The sequence below is a fragment of the Streptomyces sp. NBC_00663 genome (genome assembly GCF_036226885.1).
Lineage (GTDB): Bacteria > Actinomycetota > Actinomycetes > Streptomycetales > Streptomycetaceae > Streptomyces.
In genome coordinates this window covers 3,520,477-3,537,954 of sequence record NZ_CP109027.1, presented here as the reverse complement: position 1 = coordinate 3,537,954, position 17,478 = coordinate 3,520,477, and the positions used below count along the sequence as shown (strand labels likewise).

16 protein-coding genes are annotated in these 17,478 nt (G+C 72.9%); all 16 read right to left on the bottom strand.

Translation table 11 applies throughout. The features are described 5' to 3' along the window. Positions 1 to 6: 6 nt before the first annotated feature. The 16 genes from OG866_RS15945 to OG866_RS15870 all read right to left on the bottom strand — a co-directional run bounded on the left by OG866_RS15945 (position 7) and on the right by OG866_RS15870 (position 17,310). The gene (locus tag OG866_RS15945) at positions 7 to 1,113 is read right to left on the bottom strand and encodes an aldo/keto reductase (RefSeq protein ID WP_329335295.1); all 1,107 of its coding nucleotides are present in this window, start codon (positions 1,111 to 1,113) and stop codon (positions 7 to 9) included. Then, positions 1,110 to 2,594: a GMC family oxidoreductase gene (locus OG866_RS15940; protein ID WP_329335294.1), complete on the bottom strand. Its 1,485-nt coding sequence runs from the start codon at positions 2,592 to 2,594 to the stop codon at positions 1,110 to 1,112. Before OG866_RS15940 ends, OG866_RS15945 begins: the two co-directional genes overlap by 4 nt. After that, positions 2,591 to 3,520 carry a PfkB family carbohydrate kinase gene (locus OG866_RS15935; protein ID WP_329335292.1) on the bottom strand — a complete coding sequence of 310 codons (930 nt, stop codon included), beginning with the start codon at positions 3,518 to 3,520 and terminating at the stop codon, positions 2,591 to 2,593. The genes OG866_RS15940 and OG866_RS15935 overlap by 4 nt, the downstream gene beginning before the upstream one ends. A gap of 219 nt (positions 3,521 to 3,739) precedes the next feature. Then, positions 3,740 to 4,561: an HAD family hydrolase gene (locus OG866_RS15930; protein WP_329335290.1), complete on the bottom strand. Its 822-nt coding sequence runs from the start codon at positions 4,559 to 4,561 to the stop codon at positions 3,740 to 3,742. Then, positions 4,558 to 5,103, bottom strand: a complete 546-nt coding sequence (locus OG866_RS15925) for an NUDIX hydrolase (RefSeq protein WP_329335288.1) — start codon at positions 5,101 to 5,103, stop codon at positions 4,558 to 4,560. The genes OG866_RS15930 and OG866_RS15925 overlap by 4 nt, the downstream gene beginning before the upstream one ends. 25 nt (positions 5,104 to 5,128) lie before the next feature. Then, positions 5,129 to 6,019 carry an SDR family oxidoreductase gene (locus OG866_RS15920; RefSeq protein ID WP_329335286.1) on the bottom strand — a complete coding sequence of 297 codons (891 nt, stop codon included), beginning with the start codon at positions 6,017 to 6,019 and terminating at the stop codon, positions 5,129 to 5,131. Continuing rightward, positions 6,016 to 7,032: an ROK family protein gene (locus tag OG866_RS15915; protein ID WP_329335285.1), complete on the bottom strand. Its 1,017-nt coding sequence runs from the start codon at positions 7,030 to 7,032 to the stop codon at positions 6,016 to 6,018. The genes OG866_RS15920 and OG866_RS15915 overlap by 4 nt, the downstream gene beginning before the upstream one ends. Then, positions 7,025 to 8,125, bottom strand: coding sequence for a sugar phosphate nucleotidyltransferase (locus OG866_RS15910; protein ID WP_329335283.1), 1,101 nt, complete (start codon positions 8,123 to 8,125; stop codon positions 7,025 to 7,027). The genes OG866_RS15915 and OG866_RS15910 overlap by 8 nt, the downstream gene beginning before the upstream one ends. Continuing rightward, complete coding sequence (locus tag OG866_RS15905) at positions 8,118 to 10,238, bottom strand: glycosyltransferase (RefSeq protein ID WP_329335281.1); 2,121 nt, start codon at positions 10,236 to 10,238, stop codon at positions 8,118 to 8,120. Before OG866_RS15905 ends, OG866_RS15910 begins: the two co-directional genes overlap by 8 nt. Positions 10,239 to 10,250: 12 nt before the next feature. Next, the gene (locus OG866_RS15900) at positions 10,251 to 11,711 is read right to left on the bottom strand and encodes a phosphotransferase (protein ID WP_329335279.1); all 1,461 of its coding nucleotides are present in this window, start codon (positions 11,709 to 11,711) and stop codon (positions 10,251 to 10,253) included. A gap of 3 nt (positions 11,712 to 11,714) precedes the next feature. Next, positions 11,715 to 12,521 (bottom strand): ABC transporter permease, encoded by an 807-nt coding sequence (locus OG866_RS15895; protein WP_329335277.1) that lies wholly within the window; start codon positions 12,519 to 12,521, stop codon positions 11,715 to 11,717. Further along, positions 12,518 to 13,315, bottom strand: coding sequence for an ABC transporter permease (locus OG866_RS15890; RefSeq protein ID WP_329335275.1), 798 nt, complete (start codon positions 13,313 to 13,315; stop codon positions 12,518 to 12,520). The genes OG866_RS15895 and OG866_RS15890 overlap by 4 nt, the downstream gene beginning before the upstream one ends. Then, on the bottom strand, positions 13,312 to 14,319 hold the full coding sequence (locus tag OG866_RS15885) for an ABC transporter ATP-binding protein (protein ID WP_329335274.1): 1,008 nt from the start codon (positions 14,317 to 14,319) through the stop codon (positions 13,312 to 13,314). Before OG866_RS15885 ends, OG866_RS15890 begins: the two co-directional genes overlap by 4 nt. Further along, positions 14,316 to 15,617 (bottom strand): aspartate aminotransferase family protein, encoded by a 1,302-nt coding sequence (locus OG866_RS15880; protein WP_329335273.1) that lies wholly within the window; start codon positions 15,615 to 15,617, stop codon positions 14,316 to 14,318. Before OG866_RS15880 ends, OG866_RS15885 begins: the two co-directional genes overlap by 4 nt. Beyond that, positions 15,614 to 15,991 (bottom strand): cupin domain-containing protein, encoded by a 378-nt coding sequence (locus OG866_RS15875; protein WP_329335271.1) that lies wholly within the window; start codon positions 15,989 to 15,991, stop codon positions 15,614 to 15,616. Before OG866_RS15875 ends, OG866_RS15880 begins: the two co-directional genes overlap by 4 nt. Positions 15,992 to 16,101: 110 nt before the next feature. Further along, positions 16,102 to 17,310 (bottom strand): sedoheptulose 7-phosphate cyclase, encoded by a 1,209-nt coding sequence (locus OG866_RS15870; RefSeq protein ID WP_329335270.1) that lies wholly within the window; start codon positions 17,308 to 17,310, stop codon positions 16,102 to 16,104. Between the last annotated feature and the right edge of the window lie 168 nt (positions 17,311 to 17,478).

The following is a 17,478-nucleotide window of genomic DNA, read 5'->3' as shown; positions in this document are numbered from 1 at the left end:
CCTGGGTCAGGGCAGCGGGGTCCCGCGGGCCGCGATCCACAGCTCGTACCACTCCTCGTGGGTGAGGTCGGGTGCGTGCAGGGCCGCGTCGCGGCAGGCGCGGATGCGGTCGGGGCGGCTGGTGCCGATGACCGGGACGACGCCGGCGGGGTGCCGGGCGAGCCACCACAGCAGGACCGTCTCGGGGGTGGTGCCCTTGGCGCGGGCCAGCCGGCGCAGCAGCTCGGCGGCCGGGGAGTCGGCGTGTCCGGCGTCGCCGGTGTAGCGGCCTTGGGCCAGCGCGCCCCAGGCCTGGAGCTGGATGCCCTGGTCCACGCAGTGCTCGACCGTGCCCTCGGGGAAGCCGTTGGCGGTGGCGGCGGAGGTGTTGACCAGGACACCGGCCTCGACCCAGTCACGCCGGGCCAGGCTCATCTCCAACTGGTTGACGGTGAGCGGCAGTTCGAGGCGGGCCTGGAGGTGGGCGATCTGGGCCGCGCTCATGTTGGAGACGCCGAAGCGGCGGACCAGTCCCTGCCGGTGCAGCTCGTGCAGGGCGCCCGCGATCTCGTCGGGGCCGGTCAGCGGGTCGGGGCGGTGGAGCAGCAGCGTGTCGATGACATTGGTGCGCAGCCGGGCGAGGCTCTCCTCGACCCGCCGGACGATCGAGCCGGCCCGCAGCTCGTACCGCCCCGGCCGCTCTCCTTCGGCGAGCCTGATCCCGCACTTGGTCTGGAGCGTGATCCGCTCCCGCAGTCCGGGCGTCCGGGCCAACACCTCCCCGAACACCGCCTCGGACTTGCCGAACCGGTAGATGTCCGCGTGGTCGAAGACGGTGATCCCGCACTCCAGAGCCGCCTCGACGGCGGCCTGCGCCCGGTCGACGTCCTCGGCGGTGTGCGGCGTACGGTCCCACGCGCCCCCGAGTCCCATGCAGCCGTGGATCAGCCGGGTCTCGGGGGCCCGCTCGGCGGGTGTAGTCACCGGGTGGGCCTGCGAGGTGGGTGTGGTCGTCGGGTGGGCTTGCGAGGTGGGTGTGGTCGTCGGGCCGGCCCGCTCGGTGGGCGGTGTCACGAGGTGGTCCCGCCCGGTGGGTGCTGGCTCAGGGTGGCCCCGTTCGGTGGGCGCTGTCATCGGGTGTCCGCCTCCTTGAGGGCGTCGGCCAGTAGTTCGGCCGTGGCGAGCACCGGCAGCTGGGTGTTGGCGGCGGGCGCGGTCGGCAGTACGGAGGCGTCGGCGACCCGGAGGTTGGCCACGCCCCGCACCCGGCCCACCCCGTCGGTGACGGCGAGCGGATCGTCGTCGGCGCCCATGGCGCAGGTGCCCACGGGGTGCCAGTAGGTGCCGAGCCGGGAGCGCAGCTCGGCGTCGGTCATCCGGTGCGGAGCCGGGCGGTCCGCCAGAGCTGCCAGCGGTGCCGTCGCCGCGAGCCGTTCGGCCGTCTCCAGGCCTTCCCGCAGTACGGCGAGGTCGTGGCCGTCCGGGTCGGTGAGGAACCCGGGGTCGATGTCGAGCGGTTCGGCGGGGTCGGCCGAGCGGAGCCGGACCCGGCCGCGTGAGGCGGGCTTCATCACGAACGCGGCGATACCGGCCTCGTAAGCGCCCGGCGGCAGCGTGCCGAACAGCGGGTCGCCGGCGGAGGGCAGGATGTGCAGGTCCCAGCCGCCCGGCGGACAGTGCGTGCTGGCGGCCCGGACCAGCATCCGGCTGACGTACAGCTCGCCCTTCTCGTCCTGCGCGGCCAGCGCCGCGTTGAGGCCGGGCGTGGGGGTCAGCGGGAGGAACACTCCCGGCTGGTCGGAGAGGTTGGCGCCGACGCCGGGCAGGTCGACCTCCGCCCGGATGCCCAGCGCCCGCAGTTCACCGGCCGGTCCGACGCCGCTGCGCAGCAGCAGCCCGGCGGAGCCGAAGGTGCCGCAGGCGACGACGTAGGTGTCCGCGGTGAGCGTCTCGCGCCGCCCGGCGACGACGACCTCGGCGCCCACCACCGCGCCGCCGCGCAGCACCAGCCGGTCCGCGCTCGCGTCACCCAGGACGGTGAGGTTGGCACGGTCGCGGGCCGGGCCGAGATAGCCGAAGGCGGCGTTCCAGCGCAGCCCGTCAAGCGCGTTGACGAGAGGTGTGCCACGGCCGGGAGGGCCGGGAGCGCCCATGTCGACGGCCTCGTAGCCGAGTTCGCCGGCGCCTTGCAGGGCCGCGCGGGCCCAGACGCTGAACTCCCCGTCCGGCACGTCCCGCAGCCGCATCCGGCCCATGGCCCGGTCCCGGTACGGGGCCATGCCCGCCGCCGACCAGCGGGGACCACCGGCCCGGGTCCACTCCGCGTGGTCGGCGTCCGAACCCCAGGTGTGCCAGCAGCCGTTGACGCAGGACGAGCCGCCCAGGACGCGGGCGCGCAGCCGGTGGACCGCGACCCCGCGCTCCCAGACGTGGTCGCGGGGCAGGGCGCGGGCGTCCCGCAGGGTGCGCGGCCAGGACGCGGGGTCCGGGCCGTGGTCGGGGCCCGCCTCCACCAGGCAGACCGAGCGGTCCGGGTCCTCGCTCAGCCGGGCGGCGAGCACACAGCCCGCCACCCCGCCGCCGAGGACCAGGACGTCATGGTGGAACCCGGTCACCCCTGCACCCCGGCGGCGTCCAACTCGGCGACCCGCGCGAGGAGTTCCTCGCGTCCGATCGCGTCGGCCCGCGTCGACGGCACCGTGCAGGCGTGGGCGCCGGCGACCGCCCCGTACCGGGCGCAGCGCAGTGGGTCGGCGCCGTCCAGCCAGCCCAGCAGGAACGCGGCGGCGAAGGCGTCGCCGGCGCCGTTGGAGTCGACCACGGGCGCCGGCGGCTCCACCACGGGCACGTGCGTGATCTCGCCGTCGACCAGCAGATACGCGCCCTCGGCCCCGGCGGTGGCGACGACGATCCGGGCCCGGCCGCGCGCGACGACGTCCCGCATGGTGGCCTCCGGGTCGGCCAGCGCGGTCGTGGACAGGAAGACCAGGTCGGCGCCGAGCGCGAACGGCTCGTGGTACGGGTTCTCCCCGTCCCAGTTGTGCAGGTCCGTCGAGATGGTCACCCCGGCCTCGCGCAGCACCGGCAGGGCGTACGCGCACGGGTAGGTGATCACCACATGCGCGTGCCGGCTGCCCGCGGCCAGGGTGCGCAGGGTGTCCTCGGGCAGCCGGTCGGACTCCTGGCTGCGGGTGTCGTCGTACAGCGACAGCCGCCGCCCGTCCGGGTCGACCAGGTTGACCGCCCGCTTGGTGCCCGCGGCGGACGGCACCTCGGTGAGGCCGATGCCCCGGTCCCGGTGCAGCGCCCGCACCAGGTCGCCCTCGGGGTCGTCGCCCAGCAGGTCGATGTGGTGGGTGCGCAGCCCCAGGGAGTGCGTGCCGAGCGCGAAGAAGTCGCCGCTCTGGCCGCCGCGGGTCACGATGCCCGGCCGGATCATGTAGCTGTCGGCGTACGGGAGCGGCAGCTCCGGGACATGGACGACGGTGTCCACGCCCGCGCCGCCCAGGACGAGGACGTCGGTCTCGGTCTCGGTGCTCATGGGGTCGGCTCGTTCCTCTTGGGGGCCAAGGGTTGGTGAGTCAAGCAGCCGTGCGCGACGGCTGGCAAGAACTTGCAGAAAGTTTCAGCAAGTTGAGTCCGTCCGGTCCGTCAGGGCACGCCCCTGCGGATCGGCCACCGGCAGCTGCCAGTTGGGGTACTCGTCGGCGGTGCCGGGCAGGTTCTGCGGCCGGCGGTCGCCCACGATGAGTGGTCGGTGTCAGAGGCGCGCGGTGGCGGCTCTGGCCGGGAACAGCCGCTCCAGCACCGTCGCCACTCCGTCCTCCTCGTTGGTCGGGGCGATCTCGTCGGCGTGGCGGCGCAGTTCGGGGTGGGCGTTGCCCATGGCGACGCCGTGGCCGGCCCAGGTGAGCATCGGGATGTCGTTGGGCATGTCGCCGAAGGCGACGGTGTCGGCGGCGCGGAAACCGAGCAGGCGCGCCGCCTCGGCCAATCCGCTCGCCTTGGTCACCCCGGCGGGCAGCAGCTCGACCATGCCCTCGCCGGAGTGGGTGACCTCGATCCGCCCGGCGCTCACCCGCCCCGCCAGCCCGGCCAGCCGGTCGTCGTCCAGCAGCCGGCTGCGGATGAGGACCTTCTCCACGGGCCGCGTCCACAGCCCCTCCGGGTCCTCCACCAGCCGCCAGCCGTGCCGCACCCGCTCCCCGAACCCCGGCGTGACCAGGAACTCCCCGGCCAGCCCCGCCGTGACGACCCCGAGCGCCAGCGGGCCCGCCGCCTCGGAGATGCGCACCACCAGCTCCCGTACGAGTGCGCGGTCGAGGGTCGCCGAGGACAGCAGCCGGTCGGCGCCGACGTCGTACAAGTGGGCGCCCTGCCCACAGATCGCGAGCCCGTCGTAGCCGAGGGGCGCGAGCAGGCTGCGGCAGCCCGCGGCGGGGCGGCCGGTGACGACCAGATGGCGGGCGCCGGCGGCGCCGGCCCGGGCGAGGGCGGCCCGGGTGCGGGCGGAGACGGTGAGATCGCCGCGGAGCAGGGTGCCGTCGAGGTCGGTGGCGACGACGGCGTACCGCGCGGTCACCCGGCCCCGCCCAGATACAGGCCGAGCAGGGTGTACGCCGCGAGCGTCGCCGCGTCCGTGACGCGCCCCGCGCGGATCAGGGCCCGCCACTCGTCCGGCGCCACCCGGCGCTGCCGCATGTCGGCCTCGGTCGCCTCGCGTTCGGGTTCGCCCTCGGTCAGCTCCTCGGCGAGGAAGACGTGGCAGCCCTGGCTGGCGTACCCGTAGGCGACGTGCATCCGGCCCAGGTACGTCATCCGGTCGGCCCGCAGCCCGGTCTCCTCGCGGAGTTCGGCGCGGGCCAGGTCGAGCGGGGCCTCGCCCTCGTGCCCGGCCGGCCAGGAGCCCTGCGGGAACTCCCAGTAGCGGCCGGCGACCGGGTAGCGGTACTGCTCCACGAGATGGAACCCGCCGTCGGTGTCCCGCGGGATCACCAGGGCGAAGTCCGGCTTGTCGACGACCCCGTACAACCCCGGGCTGCCGTCCGGGCGTTGGACGTCGTCCTCACGGACGCTCATCCACGGGTTGCGGTAGACCTCGCGGGAGCGGACGGTACGGATCACGGACCCGCCACCTCCATCACATCGATCACTTCACGGCCTCCAGCAGGTCGCGTACGCCCTCGGCGACCCCGCGCACGCGCAGGCCGTGCGGGCGCAGGACGCCGTCCAGAAGGGTGCTGGTCAGACAGGTGTGGGTGGGACGGCTGGCATACCGGCCGTGCGCCTTGGGCACCCGCACGACCCGGGAGCGCGGCACGCCGAGCCCCTCGGCGACGGCCTCCGCCCACTCGGCCCGCGAGACCCGGTCGGGGCCGCCGAGATGCAGCAGCCCGGGCGTGCCGGGTGCCAGCGCGGCGGCGGTCACGGCGGCGACGTCGTCGACGAGGACCGGCGTCGTCCACTGGTCGTCCGGCGCCTCCACCCGCTCCCCGCTGCTGAGCCGGTGGGCGCAGGAGGCGAAGAAGTTCAGCCACTTCACCGACTCGGCGGGCTCCCAGCCGTAGACCAGGCTGACCCGCAGCACGGTCGTGTCGGCGGCCTCCCGGACGATCCGTTCTGCGGCCAGCTTGGCCCGCCCGTAGGCGTTCGCGGGGGCCGTGGGAGTGGACTCGTCGTTGTCGGGGCGGCTGCCGTCGAAGACGTTGTCGGTGGAGATGAAGACCGTACGGCGCCCCCGCGCGGCCTGGGTGAGATGGGCCGCCGCGGCGGTGTGCAGCGCGGTGGCCCGCTCGGGGTCGGCCTCGCACCAGGTCACGTCGGACGGGCCGTGCACCAGGACGAGTTGGTCGGGCCGCACCGCGTCGACGACCCGCTCACAGGCGTCCGCGTCGGCCGCGTCGAGCCGTACCCAGGGCGCGTCGGACCCGGCGGGCAGCCGGCGCGAGGCCAGCACGGGGGTGCCGCCCTCGGCGGCGAGCCGCGCGGCGACGGCCCGCCCGACGAAGCCGCTGCCGACGATCAGCGTGGTGGTGCTCATACGACGGCCACCGCCCCCCGCGCCGCCAGCAGCCGCCCCGCCCCGATCAGACCGTGGTCGTCGTCCGGGGCGGCGAGGGTCACCATGCGGCGGATCTCGGCACCGGACAGCCCGAAGCAGCCCAGCTGCTCCAACTCCGCGGTGAGCAGCTCGGCATAGCGCGGTCCGACGGCGAGGGCGAAGCCGCCCATCAGCAGATAGCGGCGTACTCCGATGGAGGTGAACACCGAGATGATTGCCGAGGCGAGATGGGTGAGGCCGGTACGCAGGACGCCGGTCGCGAAGGCGTCCCCCGTGCGCACCGCCGCCACCAGCGCCGGGTTGTCGAGGAGTTCCGGGTCGGGGGCGGTCGCCGCGAGTGCCGAGCGGGCGTAGCCGTCGGGGTCGGCGTGGGCGGCGCGGCGCGCGGAGGCGAGGGCGCCCCGGCCGGAGGCGATGCCACCGAGGTGGCCCCGGCCGCCGCAGTCGCAGACCAGCGCCTGCGGGGAGCGGTCGCAGGTCCAGTGGCCCAGTTCACCGCCGTGGCCCTCGGCGTCGAGGAGCACCTCGCCCGCCCGGTACACCTTGCTGCCGATCCCGGAGCTCACCGTGATCAGACAGAACGGCGGCTCGTCGGGGCCGTGCACATAGCGCCAGGCGGCGGCCGTCAGATCGTTGACGACGACCACGGGCACCCCGAGCCGCTCCTCCAGCGTCTCCCGCACCGGCAACGGCTCCCCGGGCCCGCCCCACACGGTCGGCGCGGCCATCACCCGGCCGTCGGCGGTCACGGGCCCCGCGAAGGCCACCCCGACCGCCCCGCCGCCGTGCCGCGCCAGGGCCTCCCGGCACACCGCGGTGAGCTGCTCGGTCACCCGCTCCTGGAGCACGGGCACGGGTGCGCCGGGGTGGCGGGCCATGCCGTCGGTGGGGGTGCGGTGGACGTCGGACAGGGCGCCGGTGGCCAGGTCGTAGCGGGCGGTGCGCAGGGTGGTGCCGCCGAGGTCGACGACGGTGCAGGCGTGCTCAGACACGGGCCGCTCCCGTCCGCGACGCGACGGACTGCACGGTCCCGTCCTCCAGCACGATCGCCGAGTCGATCTCGGCCCCGGCGGGCACCACCGCCCCGGGCAGCAGCACACTCCGGCTCACCCGCGCCCCCGCCCCGACCCGGACGCCGGGAAAGGCGACGCTGTGCTCCAGCAGCCCCTCGTTCACGAGGTCGCCCGGTACAAGACTGCGGTCCACGCCGGGCGCGGACACCACCACCTCGCGCCGCACCTTGGGCCGTACCGTGCACGGCAGTTGGGACAGCGCCAGGGACGGCTCCGCGTCGACCAGCGCCAGATGCGCCCGGTGATAGCGGTCGACGGTGCCGATGTCCTCCCAGTGCCCCGGCACCTCGTGCCCGAGGATCCGCTCGCCCCCCGCCAGCATCGCCGGGATGACGTCCCGGCTGATGTCGTGCTGCCAGTCGGTGCCGTCCAGCTTCTCCAGATAATGGTGGAGCCGGACCGCGTCGAAGACGCAGAACGCGGCGAACACCAGGTCGCTGGTCGGCTCGGCCGGCTTCTCCACGAACGCGGTGAGGCTCCCGGACGCGTCGAACTCGACCATCCCGAAGAGGTGCACGTACCGCCGCTCGATCCGCTGGTAGGCCACGGTCAGCGCGGCGCCGGAGCGCCGGTGCGCGGCGATCAGCGGCCCGTAGTCGAAGCGGTAGACATGGTCGGCGTGCAGCACCAGCACCTCCGAGGTGCCGGGCCCGAACAGATACGGTGCCTTGCGGATCAGCGCGTCGGCGGTGCCCCGCTCGGGCGTGCCGCCCGGCGCCGGGGGACGGTACCCGGTGCCTTCGCGGTAGGAGCGGTCGTACGGCCCGAAGTGCACCCGGAACCCGGGCCGCCACCAGGTGCGGTACAGGTCGTCCATCAGCTGCCGCTCCTCGTACTGGGACAGCAGCAGCACCTCGTCGAGCCCGGACGCCTCGGCGTTGGCGAGCGAGAAGTCGATCAGCCGGCAGGAACCCCCGAACGGCACCAGCGGCTTGAGCCGGCCGTGCCCCAGCGCTCCCATCCGTCGGCCCTCACCGCCCGCGAGCAGCGCGGCGCGCACCCCGTCAGCCATGGCGCACCACGTCCCACGCGGAGCGGCCGTCGGTCAGGGTCAGCAGCAGGTGCACTTCCCCTCCATTCAATTCCCTTCCGGGATCCGGTGGTTCGGTGATGTCGGCGGTGAACTCGCCGGGCCCGCGCGCGGGCAGCCGGTGGACCACCGTCTGCCGGCGCCCCGCCCCGACACCGGCCGCCGCGAGGGCGACCACTTCCACGCGGGCGGCGTGCGGCAGGCGGTAGACCAGCCGCCCGTCCTCGATCGAGCGGCGGCCGTCGAGGCGGGCGCGCAGCTCCGGGTCGTCGCCCGCCGCGCGGGCACAGCGGGCGAAGTCGGCGCGCGCCCAGGCGGCTTCGAACAGCGCCCGCCGGGCCCCGGGGTCCAGGGGGCGGCAGCGCGCGTACACGTCGGCGTCGCCGTACCGCTCGGCCGCCTCGGCGACGGCGTCGGCGTGCCGCTCGTAGTCCTCGTCGGACAGCAGGTCGAACCAGCCGTACCGCAGCAGCAGCCCCACGTCCGGCGTCGGGCGCTCGCCCTTCCACAGGGCGGTGAAGGCGTCCAGGTGCTGTCGCGCGGTCTGTGCCCAGGTGAACTTCCGTGCGTTCAGGACGGAGTTGGCGCGCAGCCTCGCGTATTCCTCCGGGCGCTCCCGCAGCAGCGCCGCCGCCTCGTGGATACGCCGGGCCAGCGCGTCGACGAGCAGCGAGTCGTCCTCGGCGAAGGAGCGGTTGACGGCGAAGCCCGTGGCGTCCGGAGTGCTCAACGGATCGGCGACATGCCCGAAGTGGGCCATGCCGAGCTGGGCGGTGGCGATCGGCACGGCGCCCACGGCCATGGCCTCGCCCTGCGCGATGAGGAACGTGTCCATCTCGAACTTGGACGGGAAGAGACAGAAGTCGGAGGAGGCCGCGTAGGCGAGGACCCGCTCCTCCTCGACCCGCTCGCACTCCAGATGGACGCGGCCCTTGTGCCGCTCGACGACCTCACGGACGTACGGGTCGTCGATACCGCCGTCGCTGAGGCAGCGCAGCACGAAGTTGGCGGCCAGACCCTCGCCGAGAACACGGTCGACGGCCCGGAACAGCTCCAGCTGGCCCTTGTGGTTCACGGCGTAACGGGCGTTGTGGAAGAAGGTGGGCAGGCCAGGGTCGAGACCGAGCCGGCCAAGGACAGCGTCCCGGTCCACGGCGGGGCGCTCGGCCGCCGTCCAGCGGTCGCCGATCGCGCACCCGCCGACAAAGCTCTTGTGGGCGTTGCGGCGCACGGCGTCGTACACCGGCAGTCGCCGGAACAGCTCCTCGAAGGGCGTGTCGGCGAACGCCGTGTAGAACTCCAGATGACCGGGGGAGAGGAAGTCGACGAGGTCGGCGTGGTCGGCGACCAGGTCGTACACGCCGACGTGTCCGGGGCCGTACTCGTAGTGCAGATGGGTGCGTTGCTGGTACGCGCTCAGCACGGGAGCGGCCGACTCCGCCGGATCGTCGGCGGGCAGGGGCACCGGCGCTTCCAGGAACTCCAGCAGGCGTTCCACCTTGGGCCGGTACACCTTCTTGGTGATCGGCATGTTGCTCTGCACGGTCCCGACGACCAGCTTCGACGGGTCGTCGCGGAACGCGGCCGGCAACAGATAGTGGTAGTACGGCTCATGGGCGTGGACGAGCGCCTTCTCGCCGCCGAACCAGGACCGGACGAACCGCACGGTGTCGACCTGGTAGGCGAGCGGCTTGAAGAAGACCAGGTCCCGGCCCTTGCTGTCGTACGGCGGGTAGAAACGGTCGGGGAGTTCGTCCAGCAGCCGGTTGGAGAGGAAGTACAGGTCGACGCCGTCCAGGCGGAGCCGGTGCGCGGTCGTGGTGAGCGGGACGCCCACCTCCGCCGGGAAGCGCTCGCCCCAGCTGTCCGAGTCGAGGACCAGCGGAAGCTCGTACGTGTCCGTGTAGTCGAGGGTCTCGACGTCGTACGAGGCTCGCAGCTCGGCCAGCCGGCCGTGCGCCGGGGTGACGACACTGACGCGGTGGCCCTCCTCGGCGAAGGCCTTGGAGAGGTTCCACAGGTAGACGGAGATGCCGCCCTGGAGGAAGCGGTGGTCGAAGCCCCCGCACTCGAAGTAGGTCTCTATGACATGCACGGGTGTGGGTCCTCACCCGGCGGCCGGGAGACCACTGGCCTCCACGGCGTGCCGCAGGTTGATCGCCGCGTGGTAGGCGCGGTCGTGGGCGTAGGCGTACTCGAGCTCGTGGATCAGCCGGCGCAGCCGGAACAGCCGCCAGGCCGGGTGGCCGTCCCGGTCCGGGCCGAGGTCGGCCAGCAGGCCGCCGACCCGCGCGGCCCACAGCCCGGCCGCCTCCCGCAGCCGGCCCAGCCCCGCGAGGCGCTCCCCGGTCCAGCCGGGGGTGTCCGGGGCGACCCCCGCCGCCTGGAGCAGCGCGGTACGGCAGGTGTCCTCCGGGTCCATGCCGAGGACGTCGGCGGCGTGGTCGGAGAACTCGTCGGCGGTGAAGATCTCCAGACCGCGGGTGAGGGCGGCCAGGTCCTGCCACGGCGACTGGGCGGTCGCCGGGTCGGCCGGGTCGGCGCGCGGCGTGGACAGGTCGATGACACACAACTCCCAGTGACCGTCCGGCTGTTCACGCCGTAGTACATGGGACAGATGCAGGTCGCCGTGGCAGGGACCGGCGGGCCACGGCCGCGGCGGCAGTTCGGCGACGCGGGCCAGCTCACGGGCGAGCCCGGCCGCGGCGGCCTCCCGGACCGGCACCGGGTAGCGGGTGTCGGCGAGGATCAGCGGGGTGAGCGCGGCGAGCCGCCCGGTCGCCTCGTCGAGGGCGCCCGCGACGGGGAACTCCGGGTGCGCGCCCAGTCGTTCGGCCAGCTCCTGGTGGAAGCCGCGCAGGAAGAGGCCGGTGGCGCGCAGCGGGGCGACGAGATCCTTCTGGGAGGTCTCCACGGCACCGAGGGCATCGACACCGCCGGTCCCCAGCAGCGGCCACAGCGCCCGTATCCCGGCCCGCAGCGGCACGTTGAGCCCCTCGCCCTCGGCGTACCGGTACAGCACGCCCAGCGGCTCCCGCGCCCCCGTCGCCGTGTCGACGTACGTGTAGTCGCCGACCGGCCGCTGGGTGCGTCCGCCGTCCGCCATCAGGCGCAGCAGCTCGGCCTCCCGGTTGCCGGTGCCCAGGCGCCGGTAGCTCTTGTGCGCGTGGGCGGTGCCGCCGAGGTCGACGAGGGACAGGGCGTTGGAGCACCAGCCGGGGTCGAAGGGCAGCGGCCCGCGGTAGTCGGCCGGTGTGCCGCGGAACTCGATGACATTGCCGCGCCCGGTCGGCAGCCGCAGCCCCGTCCGCAGCGCGCCGGTCACCGCACGGTCGAACGCGGGGGTACCGGCGGCATGGCGTCCGGGGTCGGCGTCCAGGACGGGCACGAACCAGCGGCTCCCGCCCGGCTCGGCCGTCCCGACGAGCAGCAGCCGCACCTCGCCGAGTACGGCCTGGTCGTACAGCTCGAAGCCGCCGCCGTGCCGGCCGGTCTCGTCCATCCAGGGGGCCGCGCGCAGCAGGTCGACGGTCGCGGGCGCGGGGGCGCCGGGCAACAGGGTGTCCATGGGTCAGCTCCCGGTCATCTCGTAACGGTCGACGCCCCGGTGCCAGACGGCCAGGGCGAGCGTCACCAGGCCCGCGGTCACCACGAACAGCCACGGCAGCATCGCCGTGCGTCCGAACAGCAGGTAGGTCGCGGGGACGTAGGCGGTGAAGGCGTAGGGCAGCAGCCAGGTCAGCAGCCACCGCAGGGACGGGTGGTAGAGGTCGAGGGGGTAGCCGGAGAAGTCGCCCAGCTGGTTGGCCGCGTACAGGGCCGGGAAGCTGTTCGTGGTCCAGAAGGCGAGGGACGCGAACAGTGTCTTGATCGACGCGAGGATCAGCGTGCCGCACAGCACCAGCAGCGGGGCGAGCAGCAACGCGCCGGTGCCCAGGCCGAGTTCGAGATGGGCGGCGGCGTACCAGGTGAGCGCGGCGCCGGTGAGGAGCTCGCCGAAGCCGTCCGGGTAGAGGAAGCGCTCGGACAGCAGCGAGAACAGGGGGTGCACCGGGCGGATGAGATAGCGGAAGAACTCGCCGTTCTGCACCAGCTTCCGGGCCATGACCCACAGCTGGTCGGTGAACATCCGGTCCAGGCCGCGCGGCAGCAGCGAGAACCCGAGCAGGAACAGCACCTCGTGGTACCGCCAGCCCGCGATCTCGGGCACCTGCCGGAACACCATGCCGATCACCGCGACCTGGCACACCACCCGCAGCAGCAGCCCGCCGGCCCCGAGCAGGAAGTCCATCCGGTACTCGGTCAGCCGGTGCACACTGACGGCGCTGAGATGCCAGGTGAGCCGGGCGTACCGGGTCACGACGGTCAGGGCCCTCATCCGCCGAGCACCTCCACCCGCCGTACGGCCCCCCGCCACGCCACCGCCGCGAGCCCGCTGAGCGCCACCGCCCACAACAGCTGCACGGCGAGGATCCCGGCGGCGTCGGGCAGCCCGTCGTAGTGACCGAGGAGCAGCCGCAGCGGACCGTCGACCATGCCCTGGAAGGGCAGCACATGGGCGACGGCGGCCAGCGGCCCCGGCATCAGCGCGAGCGGCACGACCTGCCCGGCGAAGAACGCGACGACGGTGTCCTTGACGACCCGCACACCCCAGATGTTGGTGGTGACGAACCCGGCGAACCCGACCAGCAGATTCACCCCGAACCCGATGACCAGCGACAGCGCCGCCGAGCAGACGAAGAGCAGCACACCGGTGGCGGTGGGGGTGGTGAGCGGCAGCAGCACGGCGTACAGCAGCAGCACGGGTACGGCGACCAGGACGGCGTTGGTCAGCGAGACCGGCAGCCCCGCCGCGAACCGGGCGAGCGGATAGCTCACCGGACGCACCAGCGACACCGCGATGTCCCCGCGCTGGACCTCCCCGGAGACCTCCTCGTCGACCCGGTTGGCCTGCACGAGGCCGAGGATCTGGGCGAGCAGGACATAGGTCGTCAGCGTGGGCAGGTCGAAGCCGCCGAGCATCCCGGACTCACGCCCCGCGTACACCGCCCGCCACAGGAACACCTGCACCCCGACCGCGGTGGTCGCGGTGACCGCGCTGATCAGGAACGTGGAGCGGTACTGGAGCAGGGCCTGCAAGCCGGCGCCCGCGAAGGAGGCGTAACGCTTCACGCCACCACCCGGCCGTGGCCCTGGCCGGCGTAGATGCGGCGCAGCACCATCTCCAGGTCGGGTTCGGGGGCGACGCAGTCGGTGACGTCGAAGTGGTCGAGGAGGAAGCCCATCACCTGGCGGGCGGTCCAGCAGGCCACCGGGTACTCGACCTTGATCCGCCCGCCGTCGACCTCCTGGGCGGTCGCCCCGGCGAGGCCCTTCTCGATCAGCTCGGTCGCCCGCTCGGAACCGCCCTGGTGCTCGAAGAGAACCGCCCGGGTGTCGGCGGTGCGCAGCAGCTCGTGCATCGTGCCGCGGTGCACGACCTCCCCGTGGTTGACGACCAGCACCTGGTCGCAGATGGCACTGATGTCACCCATGTCATGGCTGGTGAGCAGCACGGTCGTACCGAGCTCGGCGTTGACGTGGTTCACCAGCCTCCGCACGGCCTCCTTCAGCACCAGGTCGAGGCCGACGGTCGGCTCGTCGAGGAAGACCACCTTGGGGTCGTGCACGAGACACGCGGCGACCTCCGCCCGCATCCGCTGCCCGAGACTGAGCTGCCGCACCGGTGTGTTGCCGAGGGCGTCGAGGTCGAGCAGCTCCTGGAAGAGGGCCATGTTGCGCCGGTAGACGGCGTCCGGGATCTCATGGATGCGCCGCAGGATGCGGAACGAGTCCGGCACCGGCAGGTCCCACCACAGCTGGCTGCGCTGCCCGAACACGACCCCGATGTGGGCGGCGTTGCGCCGCCGCTCCCGGTACGGCTCAAGCCCCGCCACCAGCGCCCGGCCCGAGGTGGGCGTCATGATGCCGGTGAGCATCTTGACGGTGGTCGACTTCCCGGCGCCGTTCGCCCCGATGTACGCGGCCTTCGTCCCGGCCGGAACCTCGAAGGACACCCCGGACACGGCCCGCACCAGCCGGTGCTCCCGGCTGAACAGCGTGCTGAGGCTGCCGACAAGGCCCGGCTTGCGCTCGGCGACCTTGAACTCCTTGACGAGGTTCTCCGCGACGATCACCGTGCGCCCCCCGTGGCGAGTTCCAGCGCCCGGTCGAGCAGCGTGACGCCCTCCTCCAGCAGCGCCCGGTCGATGGTGAACGGCGGTGCCAGCCGCAGCACATGACCGCCGACAGCGGTCCGCAGCCCAAGATCCAGGGCGTGCTGGTAGACGGCCTGGGCGACCTCGGGCGCGGGCGTCCGCGAATCCCGGTCCCGCACGAACTCCAGCCCGTGCAACAGCCCGAGGCCCCGCACATCCCCCAACACCTCGTACTTGGCGTGCAGTTCACCGAGCCGCTCATCGAGCAGAGCACCCAGCTCAGCCACCCGCCCGAGCAGCACGTCCCGCCGTACGACCTCCAGCGTGGCCTTCGCGGCGGCGATCCCGAGCGGGTTGTTGGCGTACGTCGAGGCCGTGGACCCGGCCCGGGAGGCCTCCGGATGCCGCAGCACCGACGAGCGCCCGGCAAGCGCCGCGAACGGGAACCCCGAGGCCAGCCCCTTCGACAGGGCCACCAGATCCGGCTCGATGCCGAACCGCTCGCTCGCCAGGAAGGTCCCGGTGCGGCCGCCGCCGGTGAGCACCTCGTCGGCGACGAGCAGCACCCCGTTCTCCCGGCAGCTGTCGGCGATCTGCTCCCAGTAGCCGGGCGGCGGCACGATCACCCCGGCCGCGCCCAGCACCGGCTCGAAGACCAGCGCCGACACGTTCGGCTTCGTCGCGATGTGCTTGCGCACCAGCGACGCGCAGCGCACCCCGCACGAGGGGTACTCCAGCTCCAGCGGGCAGCGGTAGCAGTACGGCGAGTAGCCCAGCACGCTGTTGCCGGACAGCGCCTGATGGCCGATGTCCCAGTGGACCAGCATCCTGGCCCCCTGCGTCTTGCCGTGGAACCCGTACCGCAACGCCCCGATCCGGTTCCGGCCGGGCTCGGCGACGGCCTGCACGGCCCGCAGCGCGGCCTCGACGACCTCGGCGCCGGTGGAGAAGAAGGCGTAGGTGTCCAGCTCCTCCGGCAGCAGCTCGGCGAGCAGCTCACACAGGGCGGCACGGTCGGCGGTGGCGAAGTCGTGCACGTTCCACAGCCGCCCCGCCTGCTCGGTCAGCGCGGCCACCACCTCCGGATGACAGTGGCCCAGGGACTGGGTGAGCGTGCCGGCCGCCAGGTCGATGTACTGGTTGCCGTCGAGATCGGTGAGAACAGCGCCGCGCCCCTCCACGAAGACACGGCGCCCCAGCGCGGACTCCTCGGAGGCACCGGGCGCGAGGAGCGCGGCCTCCCGGTCCAGCACCGCCTTCTGCAACGGCCCGGTCATCGGACGTCACCCAGCGGCCCGACCTCAAAAACGAGCAGCCGCAGTTCAGCATCCGAGTCATTGGCCAACCCGTGTTCCCCGTAAGCCCGGTTGGGAATGACATCGCCCTCCCGGACGTCGAACTCCTCCCCGTCCAGAGTCATCCGCCCCCGCCCCGAGAGGATCACGTACGTCTCCTCGTCGTCGGCGTGCCGGTGCAGCCCGATGGAGGTGCGTGGCGGCAGGACGACGAGATCGACGAAGGCGATGGGGCCACGAGCCCCGTCGGCCCGATAGACCCGGTGCGCGAGGATCGTGCCGAGGCCACCGTGATCCCCGCTCACCTCACGCAGCAGCCCCTCATGCAGATTGCTGACCAAATGGGCATGACTCATCGAGGTATGACTCCAAAAGACGTTTGGTTGATGCCGTCAGGGGCGCGGGGAACTGCGCGACCAGCCCCCACGCGCCCGCGGACGCCTGACGGCACATCGCGGCAAATGGATCAGGCGACAGTGAGCGCCGCACGGGTCGAGAGCCGAAGCAGCGCCTCTTCCAGCGCCCCGCCCGGAATGTCATCCAGGTCATCCACGAAAACCGCAGACCCCACCCCGTCCGGCACCACAAGATGCAGCCGCCGCCCCCGCCGCTCCCAGGACGCCGTCAACGCATGACGCATCAACTCGGGCGTACAGACAGCCGGGTCATACACAGGCAACCCCAGCGCCCCGATCAGCGCGACGATCCGCTCACACTCTGCCGCGTCGAGAAGCCCCAGCACCCGCGCCAACTCGGTGGACAGAGCCATGTCCACGGCGACCGACTCCCCGTGGGCGATCCGGTACTCGCTGGCCGTCTCCATGACCGGCCCGAAGGTGTGGCCGAAGTCGACCAGCCGAGCCAGATCGTGCTCACGCAGGTTGGGACAGAGCTCCTCCATCATCAGCTCCATCGAGGTGCGCAGCACATAGTCCTCGACGCCGTCCAGCCCCAGCCCCGCCTCCACGAGGAACCGCGGGGTGGGATACGGCCGCTGAAAGATCTCCGGGCATTCCTCCAGCGTCCGGAACAGCCAGGCGTCCTTGATGATCGCCATCTTGGCGATCTCACCCAGCCCGCACCGGATGTCCCGCGCCCCCAACGTCCGCAGAAAACCAGGGTCGTTGAGCGAGGCGTGGGCCGGGTGATACGCGCCGAGCATGTTCTTCGTGCCCAGGGCGTTGACGCCGGTCTTGACCCCGACACCGACGTCGACCTGGCCGACGAGGGTGGTGTTGACCTTGATGTAGCGCACGCCCCGGCTGTAGATCGCCGCGGCGAACCCGACGAGATCGCAGGTGACCCCGCCGCCGACGGCGAGCATCACCCCGCGCCGGTCAAGGCCCGCGCGCTTGGCCAGCGAGCAGATCTCCTCGACCGACCCCATGGTCTTGCGGTCCTCGCCGCCGCCCAGCACATGCACGCTCCAACTCCCCGGAGCGAGCCGTGCCTTCAGATAGGCGCGCAGCCGCCCGCCGTACAGCCGGTCCACGGTCGGACTCACGAAGGCCGCCACCCGGCGTCCCTCGCAGTACTCCGCCAGCAGCGGGTTCGCGGGTGCGAGCACCTCGCGGGTGAGATCGACGCGGTACGAGGTCCCGTCCGGGGCACGGAGGGAGAAACCGCTGTCATCGCTTCGGACCCCGGGTTCGGCGACGGATATCTGCGCCGTCACGACACTCCTCGAATCGGCCGGTTGAACAACCGGCTGGCCGTCAACTGCGATCAACAGGGCCTGAGTTAAACAGTGATCGACAGTGCCTGCAAGAAGTTGATGAAAGTTTCTGCGGGTTCTTGCAAGCCTGGACGGCGGTCGTCCGTGACCGGTTCCCATGACCTCATC